The sequence below is a fragment of the Roseovarius mucosus DSM 17069 genome (genome assembly GCF_000768555.3).
Taxonomy (GTDB): domain Bacteria; phylum Pseudomonadota; class Alphaproteobacteria; order Rhodobacterales; family Rhodobacteraceae; genus Roseovarius; species Roseovarius mucosus.
Genome location: NZ_KN293983.1, coordinates 29,227 through 46,135, shown reverse-complemented (window position 1 = coordinate 46,135; position 16,909 = coordinate 29,227). Strand labels below are relative to the sequence as shown.

Annotated in this window: 19 protein-coding genes and 1 tRNA gene; 11 read left to right on the top strand and 9 right to left on the bottom strand. The window is 62.1% G+C overall.

Annotated elements, in window-relative coordinates; all coding sequences use genetic code 11:
• Positions 1-24 precede the first annotated feature (24 nt).
• The gene (locus ROSMUC_RS14920; protein WP_052115401.1) at positions 25-561 is read left to right on the top strand and encodes a hypothetical protein; all 537 of its coding nucleotides are present in this window, start codon (positions 25-27) and stop codon (positions 559-561) included.
• A gap of 20 nt (positions 562-581) precedes the next feature.
• Here ROSMUC_RS14920 and rnd read toward each other — a convergent pair whose 3' ends face one another.
• From rnd to purM, 3 genes are all read right to left on the bottom strand, one after another.
• Positions 582-1,742, bottom strand: a complete 1,161-nt coding sequence (gene rnd / locus ROSMUC_RS14915) for a ribonuclease D (RefSeq protein ID WP_037274883.1) — start codon at positions 1,740-1,742, stop codon at positions 582-584.
• 90 nt (positions 1,743-1,832) lie between these two features.
• A complete protein-coding gene (gene purN, locus ROSMUC_RS14910) occupies positions 1,833-2,426 on the bottom strand; it encodes a phosphoribosylglycinamide formyltransferase (RefSeq protein ID WP_037274881.1) in 594 nt (197 codons plus the stop codon).
• Positions 2,423-3,469: a phosphoribosylformylglycinamidine cyclo-ligase gene (gene purM, locus ROSMUC_RS14905; protein WP_037274879.1), complete on the bottom strand. Its 1,047-nt coding sequence runs from the start codon at positions 3,467-3,469 to the stop codon at positions 2,423-2,425. Before purM ends, purN begins: the two co-directional genes overlap by 4 nt.
• A 112-nt stretch (positions 3,470-3,581) precedes the next feature.
• On the opposite strand from purM, the gene ROSMUC_RS14900 reads away from it, so the two are divergent.
• A tRNA-Ile gene (locus ROSMUC_RS14900) sits at positions 3,582-3,658 on the top strand.
• Positions 3,659-3,677: 19 nt separating this feature from the next.
• Positions 3,678-4,016 (top strand): TfoX/Sxy family protein, encoded by a 339-nt coding sequence (locus tag ROSMUC_RS14895; protein WP_037275011.1) that lies wholly within the window; start codon positions 3,678-3,680, stop codon positions 4,014-4,016.
• A 3-nt stretch (positions 4,017-4,019) separates the two neighbouring features.
• Here ROSMUC_RS14895 and ROSMUC_RS14890 read toward each other — a convergent pair whose 3' ends face one another.
• Positions 4,020-5,018, bottom strand: coding sequence for a GlxA family transcriptional regulator (locus tag ROSMUC_RS14890; RefSeq protein ID WP_037274877.1), 999 nt, complete (start codon positions 5,016-5,018; stop codon positions 4,020-4,022).
• Between the two features lie 146 nt (positions 5,019-5,164).
• Between ROSMUC_RS14890 and ROSMUC_RS14885 the strand changes: the two genes are divergently transcribed.
• On the top strand, positions 5,165-5,812 hold the full coding sequence (locus ROSMUC_RS14885; RefSeq protein ID WP_037274874.1) for a helix-turn-helix domain-containing protein: 648 nt from the start codon (positions 5,165-5,167) through the stop codon (positions 5,810-5,812).
• Positions 5,813-5,974: 162 nt separating this feature from the next.
• On the opposite strand, the gene ROSMUC_RS14880 is transcribed toward ROSMUC_RS14885, so the two are convergent.
• Genes ROSMUC_RS14880 through ROSMUC_RS14865 form a run of 4 tightly spaced genes read right to left on the bottom strand, consistent with a single transcriptional unit; the run spans position 5,975 to position 9,847 of the window.
• Complete coding sequence (locus tag ROSMUC_RS14880; RefSeq protein ID WP_037274872.1) at positions 5,975-7,042, bottom strand: heme-dependent oxidative N-demethylase family protein; 1,068 nt, start codon at positions 7,040-7,042, stop codon at positions 5,975-5,977.
• A gap of 13 nt (positions 7,043-7,055) precedes the next feature.
• Positions 7,056-8,042, bottom strand: coding sequence for a PDR/VanB family oxidoreductase (locus ROSMUC_RS14875; RefSeq protein ID WP_037274869.1), 987 nt, complete (start codon positions 8,040-8,042; stop codon positions 7,056-7,058).
• On the bottom strand, positions 8,039-8,674 hold the full coding sequence (dmmA, locus tag ROSMUC_RS14870; protein ID WP_425442821.1) for a dimethylamine monooxygenase subunit DmmA: 636 nt from the start codon (positions 8,672-8,674) through the stop codon (positions 8,039-8,041). Before dmmA ends, ROSMUC_RS14875 begins: the two co-directional genes overlap by 4 nt.
• 27 nt (positions 8,675-8,701) lie before the next feature.
• A complete protein-coding gene (locus tag ROSMUC_RS14865) occupies positions 8,702-9,847 on the bottom strand; it encodes an aminomethyl transferase family protein (protein ID WP_037274862.1) in 1,146 nt (381 codons plus the stop codon).
• A gap of 21 nt (positions 9,848-9,868) precedes the next feature.
• Here ROSMUC_RS14865 and ROSMUC_RS21205 point away from each other — a divergent pair, with 21 nt between their 5' ends.
• The 7 genes from ROSMUC_RS21205 to glnT all read left to right on the top strand — a co-directional run bounded on the left by ROSMUC_RS21205 (position 9,869) and on the right by glnT (position 16,178).
• The gene (locus ROSMUC_RS21205; protein WP_206018464.1) at positions 9,869-10,012 is read left to right on the top strand and encodes a hypothetical protein; all 144 of its coding nucleotides are present in this window, start codon (positions 9,869-9,871) and stop codon (positions 10,010-10,012) included.
• Between the two features lie 81 nt (positions 10,013-10,093).
• Positions 10,094-11,467, top strand: coding sequence for an ammonium transporter (locus tag ROSMUC_RS14860; RefSeq protein WP_037274859.1), 1,374 nt, complete (start codon positions 10,094-10,096; stop codon positions 11,465-11,467).
• Between the two features lie 11 nt (positions 11,468-11,478).
• On the top strand, positions 11,479-11,694 hold the full coding sequence (locus ROSMUC_RS14855) for a hypothetical protein (RefSeq protein WP_037274857.1): 216 nt from the start codon (positions 11,479-11,481) through the stop codon (positions 11,692-11,694).
• A 150-nt stretch (positions 11,695-11,844) separates the two neighbouring features.
• Positions 11,845-12,741, top strand: a complete 897-nt coding sequence (locus tag ROSMUC_RS14850) for a class II glutamine amidotransferase (protein WP_037274854.1) — start codon at positions 11,845-11,847, stop codon at positions 12,739-12,741.
• A gap of 1 nt (position 12,742) precedes the next feature.
• Positions 12,743-13,420 carry a GltB/FmdC/FwdC-like GXGXG domain-containing protein gene (locus tag ROSMUC_RS14845; RefSeq protein ID WP_037274852.1) on the top strand — a complete coding sequence of 226 codons (678 nt, stop codon included), beginning with the start codon at positions 12,743-12,745 and terminating at the stop codon, positions 13,418-13,420.
• 11 nt (positions 13,421-13,431) lie between these two features.
• Positions 13,432-14,775 (top strand): FMN-binding glutamate synthase family protein, encoded by a 1,344-nt coding sequence (locus ROSMUC_RS14840; protein ID WP_037274849.1) that lies wholly within the window; start codon positions 13,432-13,434, stop codon positions 14,773-14,775.
• Between the two features lie 74 nt (positions 14,776-14,849).
• A complete protein-coding gene (gene glnT, locus ROSMUC_RS14835; protein ID WP_037274847.1) occupies positions 14,850-16,178 on the top strand; it encodes a type III glutamate--ammonia ligase in 1,329 nt (442 codons plus the stop codon).
• 279 nt (positions 16,179-16,457) lie between these two features.
• Here the strand turns inward: glnT and ROSMUC_RS14830 are convergent, their stop codons facing one another.
• Entirely contained in the window at positions 16,458-16,898 is a 441-nt protein-coding gene (locus ROSMUC_RS14830; RefSeq protein ID WP_037274845.1) for a globin domain-containing protein, read from the bottom strand.
• Positions 16,899-16,909 lie beyond the last annotated feature (11 nt).

Below are 16,909 nucleotides of genomic sequence, written 5' to 3'. Positions count from 1 at the left end.
CGATAGGATAGTCGAAAGGAAAAGATGACAGGGGCGGATGGCATGCAACGGCGGGTCTTTCTATCATTGGTGGCAATGTCGGTTCTGGCGGGTTGCGGCGGGTATCGCCGGTCGCGCGCCAATCCGCGCAATTGGTTCGGGCGCAGCACCCCGCGCCGCCGTGCCGCAGAACCGGCCCCTGCGAACACCAACCCCCTCATCCCCGAACGCGAAGACACGATTTTTCGTCGTCGCCGCGACAAGGTCTATGAGGGCACGCCCGTGGATCAGATCACGCGCATGGTGATCGAACGCACCAGCGACGGCGGCATCATCCGGGTCGAGGGCGTGACCCTGCAACAGGGGGCCTTCGACGTGCGACTGGTTTCCGAAACAGACAACAAACCCGTGAACGGCCGGCTGGACTATCGCCTGATGGCCATTCAGCCCGAGGATCAACCCCAGGGGCCAGAGCGCGCGCGCACTGTGATGGCCGCGGTGTTTGTCTCAAACCAGGTGCTTGAGCGCTCAGATGAAATCCGCGTAATCGGTGCCCGCAACGAACAGGTCAGCCGCCGCTAAAGGCGGGGCACGGCCTTGGCTCAGAGATCCACTGTCTCTACGCTGCTGCCCTTGACCGCCAACGCCACCTCGCCCCTGCAGAGCCGCAGCGCATCAGTGCCGAAAACATCAAGCCGCCAGCCACGCAGCGCCGGCAGATCGCGCGCACCCGCCGCGATGGCGTCAAGATCACTCGCACTGGCAATCAGCTTGGCCGCAACGCCGTAACTCTCGCTTTTGGCCTTGAGCAGCACCCGCAAGAGATCGGCCAACGCCGGGTTGACTTGCGCGCGGTCGTCCAAGGCCTCCGCACGTGGCATGCGGTCCGCCGGGCACTCCAGCCCCGCCTTGACCGCCGCCAGAATCCCGTCGGCAATGTCCCCCTTGCGCGCCTCGCGCAGCAAGAGCCGCGACCGCCCCAGATCCTGCGGCGTCACCGGTTTGGTCGAGGCCAGTTCGACCAGCGCATCATCCTTGTAGACACGGCTGCGCGGCACGTCGTGCGATTGAGCATACTCTTCACGAAACCGCGCCAGTTCGCGCAGAATCGCCAGAAACTTGGGCGAGGTGTTGCGCGTCTTGACCCGCTGCCACGCCTCGGCCGGATCGGTGCGATAGGTCGCGGGATCGGTCAGCACGCTCAATTCCTCGGCCACCCATTTGTCACGCCCGGAACTCGCCAGTTTCTTGGCCAGATATTCGTAAATCACCCGCAGATGCGTCACATCCGCCAGCGCATAGACCTTTTGCGCCTCCGTGAGCGGACGCCGCGACCAATCGGTGAACCGAGAGCTTTTGTCGACGCTCTGCTTGGCGATCCGCTTGACCAGCGTTTCATAGCCCACCTGCTCGCCAAAGCCACAGACCATGGCCGCCACCTGCGTATCGAAAAGCGGATCGGGAATCACCCCGGCATCAACGTGGAAAATTTCCAGATCCTGCCGTGCGGCATGGAACACCTTAACCACCGATGTATCGCGAAACAGCTCGTAGAGCGGCTCCATTGACATCTCCGACCCCTCGATCGGATCGACCAGAACGGCGCTCTCGTCATCCCCGCCGGGCACGGCCATTTGCAAGAGGCAGAGCTTGGAATAATAGGTGCGCTCGCGCAGAAACTCGGTGTCGAGGGTCACATAAGGATGCTTGCGCGCCATGGCGCAAAACGCCGCCAGTTCTTCAGTCGTGGTGATTGTTTTCATATGGGGTGATCTTTGCTCTTGTCTCAAATGCCCGGTCCTGTCCCCCGCCCCCAGCTATAGACCAGATTAGCCGAATTGCAAATGCCACGCTCAGGGCAGATAGACCGGCGCGCGATTGCCCTCGGCAAAGCGCCGCAGCACCATGGGGTAAAGCATATGTTCCTGCGCCAGCACCCGCGCCGCGAGGCTGTCTGGCGTATCGCCGGCCAGAACCGGCACCCGCGCCTGTCCCAGAATGGGCCCTTCGTCCAGTTCCGCCGTAACCTCATGCACGGTACAGCCCACCTCCTGCTCGCCTGCCTCCAGCGCGCGGGCATGGGTGTGCAAACCACGGTACTTCGGCAAGAGCGAGGGGTGGATATTGATCATCCGCCCTTGCCAAGGCGTTACGAACCCGGCCGTGAGCACCCGCATGAACCCGGCCAGACAGATGATGTCGATGCCATAGGGCATCAGACGCTCGGTCAACTCGGCCTCGAACGCGGCACGATTGGCCCCGTGGGGGCGGTGATCCACCACCTCTGTGGCAATCCCGCGCGCGGCGGCCCAGGCGATACCTCCCGCATCGGCCCGGTTCGACAGCACCACCGCCGGACGCGCCGGATGGTCGCCGGTCATGCTCGCGACAAGCGCGCGCATGTTCGAACCGCCCCCCGAGAGCAGGATCGCGACCCGCTTGCTCACAAAAGACGGCCCCGATAGGCCACGCCCTTGCCCGCCACCACCTGTCCCAGCCGGCAAACCGTTTCACCGGCCTCGCTCAGCGCCGCGCTCACCGCGTCGGCCTCATCGGCCGCCACCACTGCGATCATCCCGATGCCGGAATTGAAGGTCTTGAGCAATTCCGGCTCTGCCATGTTTCCGGTCTCGGCCAGCCAGCGGAATACGCCCGGCAATGCCCACGCGCCAAGGTCGATCTCCGCCCCCAGCCCCTCGGGCAAGACGCGCGGCAGGTTCTCGGTCAGCCCCCCGCCGGTGATATGCGCCAGGCCGTGGATGCCCCCTGCCCGCAGTGCCGCCAGCACGGGGCGCACATAGAGCCGCGTGGGCGTGAGCAGAACCTCTCCCAGACTGCCCTCGGCCCAGGGGCAGGCATCCTCCCATGTCAGCCCCGACATCTCGACAATCCGCCGCACGAGGGAATAGCCGTTGGAATGCACCCCGTCCGAGGCAAGGCCAAGCAGCACATCGCCCTCAGCCACATGCGCAGGCAGTTCCGTGCCCCGCTCCATGGCCCCCACGGCAAACCCCGCCAGATCGAAATCGCCCTCGGGATACATGCCCGGCATTTCCGCCGTCTCGCCGCCAATGAGCGCACAGCCCGATCCTTCACAGCCCCGCGCGATCCCTTCGATGATCCGCGTCGCCTGCTCCAGCTCCAACTTACCCGTGGCGAAATAGTCGAGGAAAAACAGCGGCTCCGCCCCTTGGCAGATCAGATCATTGACGCACATCGCCACCAGATCGACGCCCACGCCATCGACATGGCCCGTGTCAATCGCGATGCGCAGCTTGGTGCCCACCCCATCGGTCGCCGCCACCAGCACCGGATCGCTGAACCCGGCAGCCTTGAGATCAAAGAGCCCGCCAAAGCCGCCCAGCCCCGACATGACGCCCGAACGGTTGGTCCGCTTGGCCGCGGGTTTAATCCGCTCGACCAGCGCATTGCCCGCGTCAATATCGACGCCTGCATCGGCATAGGTGATCCCGTTCTGTCGCTCGGTCATGGCCTCAAGTCCCCATCGCTAGAATGCGCCACCCGTTAGCCGATTGACCGCCGCTACGCAATCTCAAAGCCTTGACCCCGCCCCGCCCCCGGCTTACCAGTTGCCGCAGGTGGGGCCTGTAGCTCAATTGGTTAGAGCAGAGCGCTCATAACGCTTTGGTTGGGGGTTCGAGTCCCTCCGGGCCTACCAGATCAACGGATTGCTGCCCATGCCTGCCCCCGTTTCCTCGATCCGCAATCTCGGCCCGGCCTCGGACGCAGGCTTTGCGCGCGCCGGCATCCATGACGCCGACAGCCTGCGCGCCATGGGGGCCGATGCCGCCTATGAGGCGCTCTTGCGCAACGGCACGTCCCCGCATTTCATCGGCTACTATGCCCTTGTCATGGGCTTGCAGGGGCGACCCTGGAACGATTGCCAAGGGGCTGAGAAAACAGCCCTCCGCGCCCGGTTCGATGCGATCAAGGCGCGGGTGGCAGGAGAAGGTGACGCGCCTGACGCCGCCATCGAGGCCATCCTGAACCAGATCGGCACAGGCTTGCGCCGCTAGCCCTCAGACCGAGGGCACCGGCAGATTGCCCTTAACCCGCGTCAGGTTGATCCGCTGCCGATCCTCACGCGGCGAAATCCCGAATGCATCGCGGTAATGCCGTACCAGCACCTTGGAACTGGCATAGCCCACCGCTTCGGCGATCTGCGCCATGGTGTCGTTGGAATACATCACGATCTGCCGCGCTGCCTTCATCCGCATGGCACGGAAATAATTGGTCGGGTTCTGCCCTGTCGCCCGCTTGAAGCTGCGCTCCAGATGCCGGGGGGTGATGCCCAGCTCCTCGGCCACCTCCGCCATCGACAAGGGCGCCGACATATGCTGCGCCATCAGGTCAATCGCCTTTGCAACCATCGGTGGCAGATCGGTCGCCCGCGCCCCCTCGCCCAGCACGGGCACCATTTGCTGCACGCCAGCCTTGCGCATCATCGGATGCTGGAACCAACAGGCGACCTCGGTCGCAATGCCCGCGCCAAGTGCTGTCTCCACCATATGCAACGCCAGATCGAAGGCCGCCGCCGCCCCCGATGCGGTCACGCAGCGCGGGTCGATCTCGATCACCTGATCGGACGCGGGCACGCCCGGGAACTCGGCCAGAAACGCCGCCTGATAGCACCAGTGCACCGAGAGCGCGACATCCGCCACCGCCCCGCTGCGCAAGAGCGGGAACACCCCGCCGCTGATCGCGCCCAGCACCGTGCCATGCCGCGCAACGCGCCGCAAATGCGCGGCGGACCGCGTGTCGGCAAACCGGCTTGTCGGGGCAGACAAGAGCAGCAGGTAATCGCAATCGTCAGTCTCGGACAAACGCCGACCGGGTTCAAATCCGATGCCCGCGCTCGACATCACCCGCTCCGCCCCTTCGGCCACCAGGTCCCAGGCGAATGTGCGATGCCCCGAAATCTCATTGGCCGCGCGCAACGGCTCGATCACCGAAGTCAGGCACGACATCGGAAACCCCGGAAAAATCAGGAACCCTATTCGGATCACGCGCTGTGTCATCTCGGTCGACCTCTTGCCTGAACCGCTTGTGCCTCAACGTAACATTTTCCACTTGGGAAAAATTTATGCAATATGGTGAAGACGATAAGTCTGAACAGACATTCTGGCCTTTTCGACGCATTCGCCCTAAAGCTGAGAGGAAAACAATGAGCATCATGGAAGCCGCAAAATTGGTCAAACTGACTCAGGACCCTCACAAGCTGCGCGAAGAGCGCGAGAAAGTGCTTGAAGTCGCGATCGGTCGCGAGGTGCGCGCCTATCGCAAGAAACAGAACATCACCGTCGCCGAACTGTCGAACATGACCGAACTGTCCATCGGCATGCTCTCCAAGATCGAGAACGGCAATACCTCCCCCTCGCTGACCACCTTGCAAACCTTGGCGCGCGCGCTCTCCGTGCCGCTCACCGCCTTCTTCAAGGAATACGAAGAACGCCGCGAGGCCGTGCATACCAAGGCCGGCCAAGGGGTCGAGATCGAGCGCGCCGGCACCCGTGCGGGCCATCAATACAATCTCCTCGGCCATATCGGATCGAACAGCAGCGGCGTCATGGTCGAACCCTATCTCATTGTGCTCAACTCAGAATCCGACACGTTCCAGACCTTTCAGCATGAAGGGATCGAAATGATCTACATGCTCGACGGTGAGGTCGGCTATCGCCACGGCAACGAGACCTATCACCTTACCCCCGGTGACACGCTCTTTTTCGATGCCGACGCCCCGCATGGGCCGGATCAATTGATCCGCTTCCCGATCCGCTACCTGTCGATCATCAGCTATCCGCAAAAGAGCTGAGGTCAGAGGCGAGCGGTTGCTTCCCTTAGCCGCATGCCATGAGGTGCGCGGATCGTCAGGGCGCATCGCGCCCATCGAAACCATGCCCGTCCCGGGCCTGACCCGGGACCTCGTCAAGGCAGCGCAGAGGCGCCAGGCCGCGGCACGGCCCAGCGATACTCCTCACTTCTGCAACGGCGGTTCCGTCTCCAGATCGGGCCAGACACCGGGGCTGGTGGGCAGCCCGTCGTCAAACCGGCTCAGATACTTGATCATCAACGGGCGATTGGCGATAAACCCTTTATACGTCGCCAGTTCCTCGGGCAGATCGCGCACCACTCGGTGCAACCGGCGGCCCCATTTCGGTACGCTCACCACATCCTGAAACGCGATCAGATAGCAGCGGATCGGGAACAGCAGCGCATTCGAGCGCGGCAACCGGAAAAAGGTCTGCAACTCCACCCGCAGATGCTGTTTCGCGCCGATATTCTCGGGCGTCAGCGTGGTCTTTTGCACGCCCCATTTGTGGTAATTCTCGGGGCTGGTGTCCAAGAGCGGATTGACCGTCATGGTCCAGTTCAGCCGCCGCGCCGGTGCGCCCTGCTGCACATTGAGCAGGAATTTCAGCGCGCGCTGGAATATCCCCATCTCATGCGCCAGAGGCACCGGCGCGTGCCACTCAAAGAAGTTCATGCCGATGTCGAAGTCGAGCGACCAATCAGCCTGCGTCGTGACCATCCCGGCATCCATCCACAGCATCTCGTCGCGCTGATCGAGCACGGCGAAATCGCCCTGCGTCTGCCGCGTGATATACTCCAGCGGACCACAAGGCAGCGTGGTCGGATCGAGAAAGGTGAAACTCTGGTCGATCCCCATCGGCTTGTTGATCCACCGCCAGCGGTTGCCATCTCGGTGCAATTCAAAGAGGTCGGGGTAATCCTCGGCCTTGCAGGTCATGATCAGCTCGAGTGTATCCCACCCCGCCAGCGTCATATGCGGCAAGGATTGGCACCGCAGCGGATCATCGGCCAGCACCAGCGCCCGGTCGCGCATTTCCGACAGGTAATGCTCGTCTACATCGAACCGCTTTTCATAGACCGAGCCCTCTGGCCCGCCACGATGCTGCTCCATATTCACCGAATACATATAGCTGTCTTCGTGGAACGGGAACGGGAACCGCTTGATCGCCCAAGGCGAGTTGCGGAACGAGTAATCGTCGCGGAAGGTCTCGTTATTGAACTGAATGGTCATCGCAGATGGCTCCTTACCGGTCCAGAACCAGCGTCTTGCCGATGAAACGGCTGACGCAGGGCATGATTTTCTTGCCGCTGGCATGTTCGGCCTCGTCCAGCCAGTGATCGCGGTGGACGATCTCACCGTCCAACTCGACCACTTCGGTCTCGCATTGCCCGCAGGCACCGCCCCGACAGAGGAAGGGCGCATCGACCCCGGCCCGCTCAATGGCCTCCAGCAGGCTCTCATGCTCGCCCACCTGGATCACCAGGTCGGATTTGCAGAGCCGCACTTCGAACGGCGCGCCGGGTTGAGGGGCGAGGAACTCTTCGGAATGCACCGCCTCATCCGGCCAGCCAAGCGCTGCGGCGCGGGCCTTGACCCATCCGATCATCCCCTTGGGACCGCAGACATAGATATGCGTGCCCAGAGGTTGCCCGCTCAAGAGATCATCGAGCGGGATCACCTGCTCTTGATCGTCATAATAGATATGCGCCTTGTTGGGATACTTGCCCCGCAGCTCATCCGCATAGGATCCAAGCGCCGCACTCCGACAGGCATAATGCAATTCCCAGTTGCCGTTCGATTGCTCCAACTGCGCGATCATCGCCATAAAGGGCGTAATGCCAATCCCGCCGGCAAAGAACACATGCTTGCGCGCCCGCAAATCCAGCGGAAATAGGTTGACCGGATAGGTGATGGTCATCGCATCGCCCGGTTTCACATGGCGATGCATATAGAGCGATCCACCCCGCCCTTCGTCATCGCGCCGCACGGAAATGGCATAGAGCGAGCGATCACCGGGGTCCGACATCAACGAATAGGGGTTGAGCCGCGTGCGCCCGTCGTCGTGCATTTCCACGACCGTATGCGCACCCGCCGAAAACGGCGGAAACTCCGCCCCATCCGGGCGGCGGAATTCGAACCGCGTCACCAATTCATTCACCGGCACAACGGCAGCCACAACCACCTCGATCTTTTCAGCCCCGGCGCGGGCCTTCTGGGGGGCGGCGCTCATGAATATATCTCCTTCGCAGGGGGGACATTTCCGGGGTCCTCCGCGTCGATGCAAACCCCCTGAAACGCCGCCAGACGGCGCGAATAGTGGTCACGCACGAATAGGTTCAGGCCGCAATGCGAACAGACAAAGGGATCGGTGGTCACATCCTCGGTGATCCCCTTGCAATGCACGCATTGCATCCGACGCGCAGTCGAACCGCGATGCTCGGTCTGGATTGCGCTATGCGGAATGCCCGCGCTCACCGCCTCGTTCATCGCCTGCCCCATCAGCCCTTCGGTCCCCGCAAGATAGACCTGCAACCCCATATGGGCATCTGACAGCACCCGCCGCAGCCGCTGCACCGAGGCCGCATAACTCGGCCCGATATAGAGCTGCGCCGGACCCGCCGCGCGCAGCTTCTCCACATAGGTCTCGCCCGTCCCCTTGGGGATATAGAGGATATGCGCCTTGGCCATCAGACCCGCATCCTGCGCGGCCAGATCCAACAGCGCCTCGGCCCCCTCGGCATCGGCGATCATCAGATGCGCCTTGCCCGGTCGCGGGGCCAATGTGCCATAGACCGGGCGGCTGGCGATACTCTCCGGAAACTGGAATTTCGACATCTTCGCGTCTGCTCCCTTTCGCGTCATTAGGGCCAAAGGCCCGAAGGCCAAGGGTTACCCCTTGGCCGCCCGGATCAGTTTGTCCTTGTCATAGAATGGCATCTCTTCTGCCACGCAAGCGACCTCGGTGCCATCCGCATAGCGCACGCTCATCTTGGTGCCCGGCACCGCGCAGTCAACCGGCATCCGCGCGATGCCGACGTTATAGCCGTTGAGGTTGGAATTCAGACCAAAGGTCACGACGCCCACGACCTCGCCATCCTTGAGCAGCGGCGCGCCCATGTCGGCCGCGCGCTTGCCCTCAAGCCGCACGCCGTAGATCTTGAACCGTTCCTTGCCCTTGAGCGCATAGTGGTTCTCCGAGCCGCGGAACCCGGTCTTGCCAGGCGACACCGTGAAATCCAGGCCCAATTCCCACAGCGTATCGCCGCACAGATCGTCCTTGAAAGGGAAGGTTTCGGAATTGTCGCCGGGATAGAACAGCAGATAGCTTTCGGTGCGCAAGAGATCGAGCGTCGAGAACTGCACCGGCACGATGCCCATGTCCTTGCCGTCTTCCAGGATGCGATCCCAGATCTGGATCGCATGGCGCCCCTGACAGAAAATCTCGTAGCCGCGCTCGCCGGTATATCCGGTACGAGAGATCATCACCGGCAAATCAAAGAGCTTGGTTTGCAGAATGCCGAAATAGGCAAGGTTACGAATCCCCGGCACGTGCTTTTCGAGGAAATCCACGGCCACCGGCCCTTGCAGCGACATGTCATGCAGATCGTCATCAAAGATCATCGCGACATTCTTGCCATAGGCGGCCATCGCCAGCGATTCGTGCCCGGTGCCGGTGCCATGCACCACCATCCAGTGATTGACCGAGAGGCGGTAGATCACGCAATCGTCGATGAACTTGCCCGCGTCATTCAGCATACAGGCATAGACGGCGCGGCCCGGCATGATCTTGTCCACATTGCGCGTGGTGGCGCGGTCGATCACGGCGGCGGCATGCGGCCCAACAAGGTGAATTTTCTTCAGACCCGATACATCCATCAGTCCTGCCTTGGTGCGGACCGCCAGATAATCCGCCTCGGCGCGCTCGTCGGTATGGTCATAGAACCATGCCGTGCCCATGCCATTCCAGTCGGTCAACTCGCCGCCGATCTCGGTATGGCGCGGTGCGAGGGCAGAAGTTCTGTAGATAATGGCCATGTAAGCCTCCCTGTCGGTGTTATGTTTGACGATATTCAGACGCAGATCGCAGCAAAAATCAATACTTTCATGCAGATTTTTTTCCTGATGGGAATATCGCCATTCCTCCCGCCCGAAATCCGGGCAGCAACAGAAATGATCACCGTTTCGATTCAAATTTCTTGACAGGCAGGAAAATCTTTGCCCCCCTTAGAAGAAAAAGTTTTTACCACCAATAAAACAACACAGCACAACAGGGAGAGTGCGATGAACGGCAACCTTGATGCGTTGACGACCATATTCACCGAATTTTACTATTGGGTGACGGTCGTCTTCATGTTTCTGATCCATGTCGGCTTTTGCATGTACGAGGTGGGCGCCAGCCGCCGCCGCAACCACATGCACACGCTGATGAAAAACGTGATGGTGATTCCCCTTGTCACCGTGACCTTCTTCTTCTTCGGTTGGTGGATCTATTGGGCCTTCCCAATGTTCCCCTTCTTTGGCGGACTCAATCATGAATTGGGCGATGCCAACCTGCCGTGGTCCCCGACCATGGGCACCAATCTTGGCGACCGCATCACCGGCGTGTTCTGGGCGGCGTTCCTGCTCTTCTCGTGGACGGCAGCCTCGATCGTTTCAGGCTCGGTGATCGAGCGGATTCGCTCCTCGGCCCTCTGGGTTCATGCGGTGCTGATCGGATCGGTCTGGTGGATCATCGACGCCGCCTGGGGCTGGCACTATGACGGCTGGATGGTCAAATATCTGGGGTACCATGACGCCTATGCGTCGGGCGTGATCCATGCCATCGCGGGTGGATATGCGCTCGGCGTGATCATGGTTCTGGGGCCGCGGATCGGCAAATTCGCTGCTGACGGCTCCCCGCGGGACATCCCGCCGCATAACCCTTGGATGCTCACCATCGGGATTTTCCTGATCTATACCGGCTTCTGGGGCTTTTATGCCGCCTGCAACGTGCCGCTGATCGCGCCCGAAGTCATTGGCGGCCAGATCACCGGCACCACCTGGACGGCCACAAACATCTATCTCGCGCCCACCTCGTTGTCGGCCATCACCTTCAACTTCCTGATGTCGCTCTCGGGCGGTCTCATGGCGGCCTATGTCGTGTCCAAGGGCGATGCCTTCTGGACCTTCTCCGGCGGTCTTGCCGGGGTGATCACCGCTTCGGCGGGCAATGACCTCTACCATCCGATTCAGGCCATGCTGGTCGGCGCGGTCGGTGTCGTGATCGTCTACAAACTCCACTACTGGGTCGAGCGCCGCTTCAAGCTGGATGATGCCGTGGGTGCAGTCGCTGTGCATGGCTATTCCGGTGTGGTCGGCCTCATCATCGCAGGCTTCCTGCTCTGGGGCGCGCCCTCCTCACCCTTTGAAGGCTACGCCACTGTCAACCCGCTGGGTCAGGCCCTCGGCGCGGTGATCATGTTCTTCGTTCTGGGCTTCCTGCCCGCCTTCATCGTGGCCAAGATGCAGGCCGCCGCTGGCGTGCTGCGCATCCCGGTCGAGGTGGAATTGCAGGGTCTCGATTACGCAGAACACCATGCCTACGAGGATGCCATCGTTCAGGTCATCGAGGCCGACAAGGCCTTTCTCTCGGCCAAAACAACCCCCGCAGAATAAGGAAAAGGCACATGTCTACAATCGGATACGAATCCTGGGCCGTTGATCTGGCCGAAGTCGGCGCCGTCTATCCCTTCCAAGGCTGGGAAATGGCCATGACCGTGGTCGGTGTGATCTTCTGGCTCGCGTGGCACCGCATCCAGTTCGTCCGCGAGGGCGAGCATCTGGAACAGGCGCGCCGGATGGGCGATCCCGAAAAGGTGCGCAAGCATCTCGAACGCTACTGATCCTGCCGTGATTTGCGCGGGTCTTACAAACCCGCGCAAATTACCCTTAGGAAACTTTTATTCATTTCAGTTGCAGCGCCTTCAGCCCGATGCTAGCCTCGGACTCAGGCAGCCCCTCGGGGCAGAATCACCAAAGTGGAGCAAACGCGAATGTGCGGGATTGTCGGACTTTTCCTGAAAGACAAAGCACTTGAACCCCAGCTTGGCAGCTTGCTGACCGATATGCTGATCACCATGACCGACCGTGGCCCCGACAGTGCCGGGATCGCCATCTACGGCGCACCACAGGCGGGCCACGCCAAACTGACCATCCAGTCAGATAACGCCGCCCAGGATTTCGACGGTCTGGCCGAGCGCCTGTCGTCCGAGCTCGGCGCGCCCGTCACCCTCACCCGCAAGGATACCCATGCGGTGCTGGATTTCCCCGCCGACAAGGCCACCGAGACCCGCGCCGCACTTGAGAGCATCGCCCCCGGCGTGCGCGTCATGTCCGCAGGCGAGAGCCTCGAGATCTACAAGGAAGTGGGCCTGCCCAAGGACGTCGCCGCCCGTTTCGACATCTCGGCGATGCACGGCACCCATGGCATCGGACATACCCGCATGGCCACCGAATCGGCCGTGACCACCATGGGCGCGCACCCGTTCAACACAGGTGCCGATCAGTGTCTCGTGCACAACGGCTCGCTCTCCAACCACAACTCGCTGCGCCGCAAACTGCTGCGCGAGGGCGTGCGGATCGAGACCCAGAACGACACCGAAGTGGCCGCCGCCTATCTCACGTGGAAAATGCGCGAAGGTGCCACCCTGGGCGAGGCGCTCGAAAGCTCGCTTGTTGATCTCGACGGTTTCTTCACCTTCGTGGTTGGCACCGAGGATGGCTTTGGCGTCGTGCGCGATCCCATCGCCTGCAAACCCGCCGTCATGGCCGAAACCGATCAATACGTGGCCTTCGGCAGCGAATACCGCGCCCTCGTCAACCTGCCGGGCATCGAACAGGCCCGCGTCTGGGAACCCGAGCCCGCAACCGTCTATTTCTGGAAGCACTGATATGCAGACATTTGACCTCGCCGCCGAAGGGCTGCGCAGCCTCAATGCCACCCTTCAGGCACAGGCTAATGAGACCAACCAAACCGGTTGGGACATCATCAATCCGCGCGGCAGCCATGCCATCGCCGTTGGACTCGACGCGCCCATCGAGGTGCATGTCATGGGCTCGACCGGCTATTACTGCGCGGGCATGAACAAACAGGCCACCGTGCATGTGCATGGCTCCGCAGGTCCGGGCGTGGCCGAGAACATGATGAGCGGCACCGTGGTCGTCGAAGGCGACGCCAGCCAATACGCCGGGGCCACCGGCAATGGCGGCACGCTCATCATCAAGGGCAACGCCTCGTCGCGCTGCGGCATCTCGATGAAGGGCATCGACATCATCGTGCATGGCAATATCGGCCATATGTCTGCCTTCATGGCGCAATCGGGCAACCTTGTTGTCTGTGGCGATGCTGGCGACGCTTTGGGTGACAGCCTCTACGAGGCGCGGCTTTTCGTGCGCGGCAGCGTGAAGTCCCTCGGTGCCGATTGCATCGAAAAGGAAATGCGCCCCGAACATCTGGAACTCCTTGCCGAATTGCTCGAACGTGGCGGCTGCGACGCAAAGCCCGAAGAGTTCAAGCGCTACGGCTCGGCACGCCAGCTTTACAACTTCAAACCTGACAACGCATACTGAGGGCTCAGACCATGAAAGACGAGACCCACGGCGCTCCGCGCACACAGCCGATCCAGTCGGCGACATTTACACAGTCGATCAACGCGGAAATTCGCCGCGCAGCGGCCACCGGCATCTATGACATTCGCGGCGGCGGGGCCAAACGCAAGGTGCCGCATTTCGACGACCTGCTGTTTCTGGGCGCGTCGATCTCGCGCTACCCGCTCGAAGGCTACCGCGAGCGCTGCGACACCTCGGTGACGCTGGGCACCCGGTTTGCCAAGAACCCGATCCAGCTCGACATCCCGATCACCATCGCGGGCATGAGCTTTGGCGCGCTCTCTGGCCCCGCCAAAGAGGCTCTGGGGCGCGGTGCCACGCTGGCGGGCACCTCGACCACGACCGGTGACGGCGGCATGACCCCCGAGGAACGCGGCCATTCCAAGAAACTGGTCTATCAATACCTGCCCTCGCGCTATGGCATGAATCCTGATGACCTGCGCCGCGCCGATGCGATCGAAGTGGTCGTCGGCCAAGGGGCCAAGCCCGGCGGCGGCGGTATGCTTCTGGGTCAGAAAATCTCGGACCGCGTGGCGCAGATGCGCAACCTGCCCAAGGGCATCGACCAGCGTTCGGCCTGCCGTCACCCCGACTGGACCGGCCCCGACGATCTGGAAATCAAGCTGCTGGAACTGCGCGAGATCACCGGCTGGCGGGTTCCGATCTATATCAAGGTCGGCGGCGCACGCCCCTATTTCGACACCACGCTGGCCGTCAAGGCCGGGGCCGATGTGGTCGTGCTCGACGGGATGCAGGGCGGCACGGCCGCGACACAGGACGTGTTCATCGAACACGTGGGCCAACCCATCCTCGCCTGTATCCGCGAAGCAGTGCGCGCGCTCCAGGATCTCGGCATGCACCGCGAAGTGCAACTCATTGTCTCGGGCGGCATCCGCACCGGGGCGGACGTGGCCAAATGCATGGCGCTTGGCGCGGATGCTGTGGCCATCGGTACGGCGGCCCTGATCGCCCTTGGCGATAACGATCCCAAGTGGGAATCCGAGTATAACAAGCTTGGCACCACCGCGGGCGCCTATGACGACTGGCACGAGGGCAAGGACCCCGCGGGCATCACCACCCAGGACCCCGAGCTGATGAAGCGGTTTGACCCCATCGAAGGGGGGCGTCGCCTCAACAACTACCTCAAGGTGATGACACTCGAAGCGCAGACCATCGCGCGCGCCTGCGGCAAGAGCCACCTGCACAATCTCGAACCAGAGGATCTCTGCGCCGTGACGATGGAGGCCGCCGCAATGGCCAAGGTGCCGCTTGCCGGAACCGATTGGTGGCCCGGCAAACCCGGCACCAGCTTCTGATCCCCGATCCGGCGTGGCCTCTTGGGCCACGCCCTCCACTATCCGATAACACATGAACAACAGGGACCGAAAAAATGACCAGTGATCTGGCGAAATTTGCCAAGGACAAGGGCGTAAAATACTTCATGATTTCCTACACCGACCTGTTCGGTGGACAGCGCGCCAAGCTGGTGCCGGCAGAGGCGATTGCCGACATGCAAGAGGACGGCGCCGGTTTCGCGGGCTTTGCCACCTGGCTGGACCTCACGCCCGCGCATCCCGACATGCTGGCGGTGCCCGATCCCGCCTCGGTGATCCAGCTGCCTTGGCAGCGCGATGTCGCTTGGGTCGCCGCCAATTGCGTCATGGATGGCCAGGATCTGGCTCAGGCCCCGCGCAACGTGCTGCGCCGCCTGATCGGCGAGGCCGCCGCCGAAGGGATGCATGTCAAGACCGGCATCGAGGCCGAGTTCTTCCTGCTGACCCCCGAGGGCGATCAGATCAGCGATCCCCATGACACCAGCGGCAAGCCCTGCTATGACCAGCAGGCCGTGATGCGCCGCTATGATGTCGTGCGAGAGATTTGCGACTATATGCTGGAACTGGGCTGGAAGCCCTATCAGAATGACCACGAGGATGCGAATGGCCAGTTCGAAATGAACTGGGAATATGACGACGCGCTGGCCACCGCAGACAAACATTCCTTCTTCAAGTTCATGACCAAATCGGTCGCGGAAAAGCACGGATTCCGCGCCACCTTCATGCCCAAACCGATCGAAGGCCTGACCGGCAACGGCTGTCACGCGCATATTTCGGTCTGGGATGGCCCCGGTGCCAAGGCCAAGACCAACGTCTTTGCCGGCAAGGGCGAGGGTCAGACCGGCGAAGTTGGCCTGTCTGAGCGCGGCAAGCATTTCTTGGGCGGCATCATGAAGCATGCAAGCGCGCTTGCAGCCATCACCAACCCGACCGTCAACAGCTACAAGCGCATCAACGCGCCCCGCACCATCTCGGGGGCCACATGGGCGCCCAATTCGGTGACATGGACCGGCAACAACCGCACCCATATGGTGCGCGTCCCCGGCCCCGGCCGGTTCGAGCTGCGCCTGCCCGATGGCGCGGTCAACCCCTATCTCCTGCAGGCCGTGATCATCGCTGCGGGTCTCTCGGGCATCCGCTCCAAGGCCGATCCGGGCAAGCGTCACGACATCGACATGTATGCCGAGGGCCACAAGGTGCGCGGCGCGCCCAAGCTGCCGCTCAACATGCTCGACGCGCTGCGCGAATACGACAAGGACAAGGAACTCAAGGCCACGATGGGCGATGATTTCTCTGCCGCCTATCTCAAGCTGAAACGGCAGGAATGGAATTCCTTTGTCAGCCATTTCACCAAATGGGAACGCGACAACACGCTCGACATCTGAGGGCGCGTTACATTGGACAACAGGCCCGTGCGAGAGATCGCGCGGGCTTTTCGTTTGAGTTGCATGCGCGCGAACTACACAATTGGGGTGTACACGTATAGTCTGTTCCCGCGCGGAACAAGGCGCGAAGCGCCGCCGCGCGGATCGCTGGGCCGTCCCGCGGCCTAGCGATTTCGAGAGGGATTGCTAGGCTATGAGGTTAGACAGACGTTGCTGGCATAAATTGCCATACGGCACCGTTGCTTCGCTAGTCCCCGGCCCAGCGACCGCGCAGCGCCCTCAGCCCCCCGACACCGGGCACCCCTGCCCCGTCCGGTCCGCCTCGACGCGCCAATCCGGCACCTCGTTGATCAGCATATGCGCCGCCCGGTTCAACACCGCGCGAAACCGATCCACCACCGGCCCCTCCATCCCCTCGGCGCGCAGGGCCGCGTCGAATGTCTCGAGCCACATGGTCACATCCGCCTGCCGGATGGGCACATGCGCATGGATCTCGCGCAGGTCCATATGCCCGAACCGCTCGCGATAATAGGCGCGCCCGCCCAGAAACCCGGACAGGAATTCAAACTGCGTCTGGCGCGTATGCTCCAGCCCATGACCGCGAAAATGCAGCCGGTGCAGCGGATAGACCGCGGGGTCCCCTTCCATCCGGTCGTAGAACGTCCGAACCAGGTCCCGCAGCCGTTCTTCGCCGCCCATATCTTCAAGTGCCGTGCTCATACCCGCCAGTC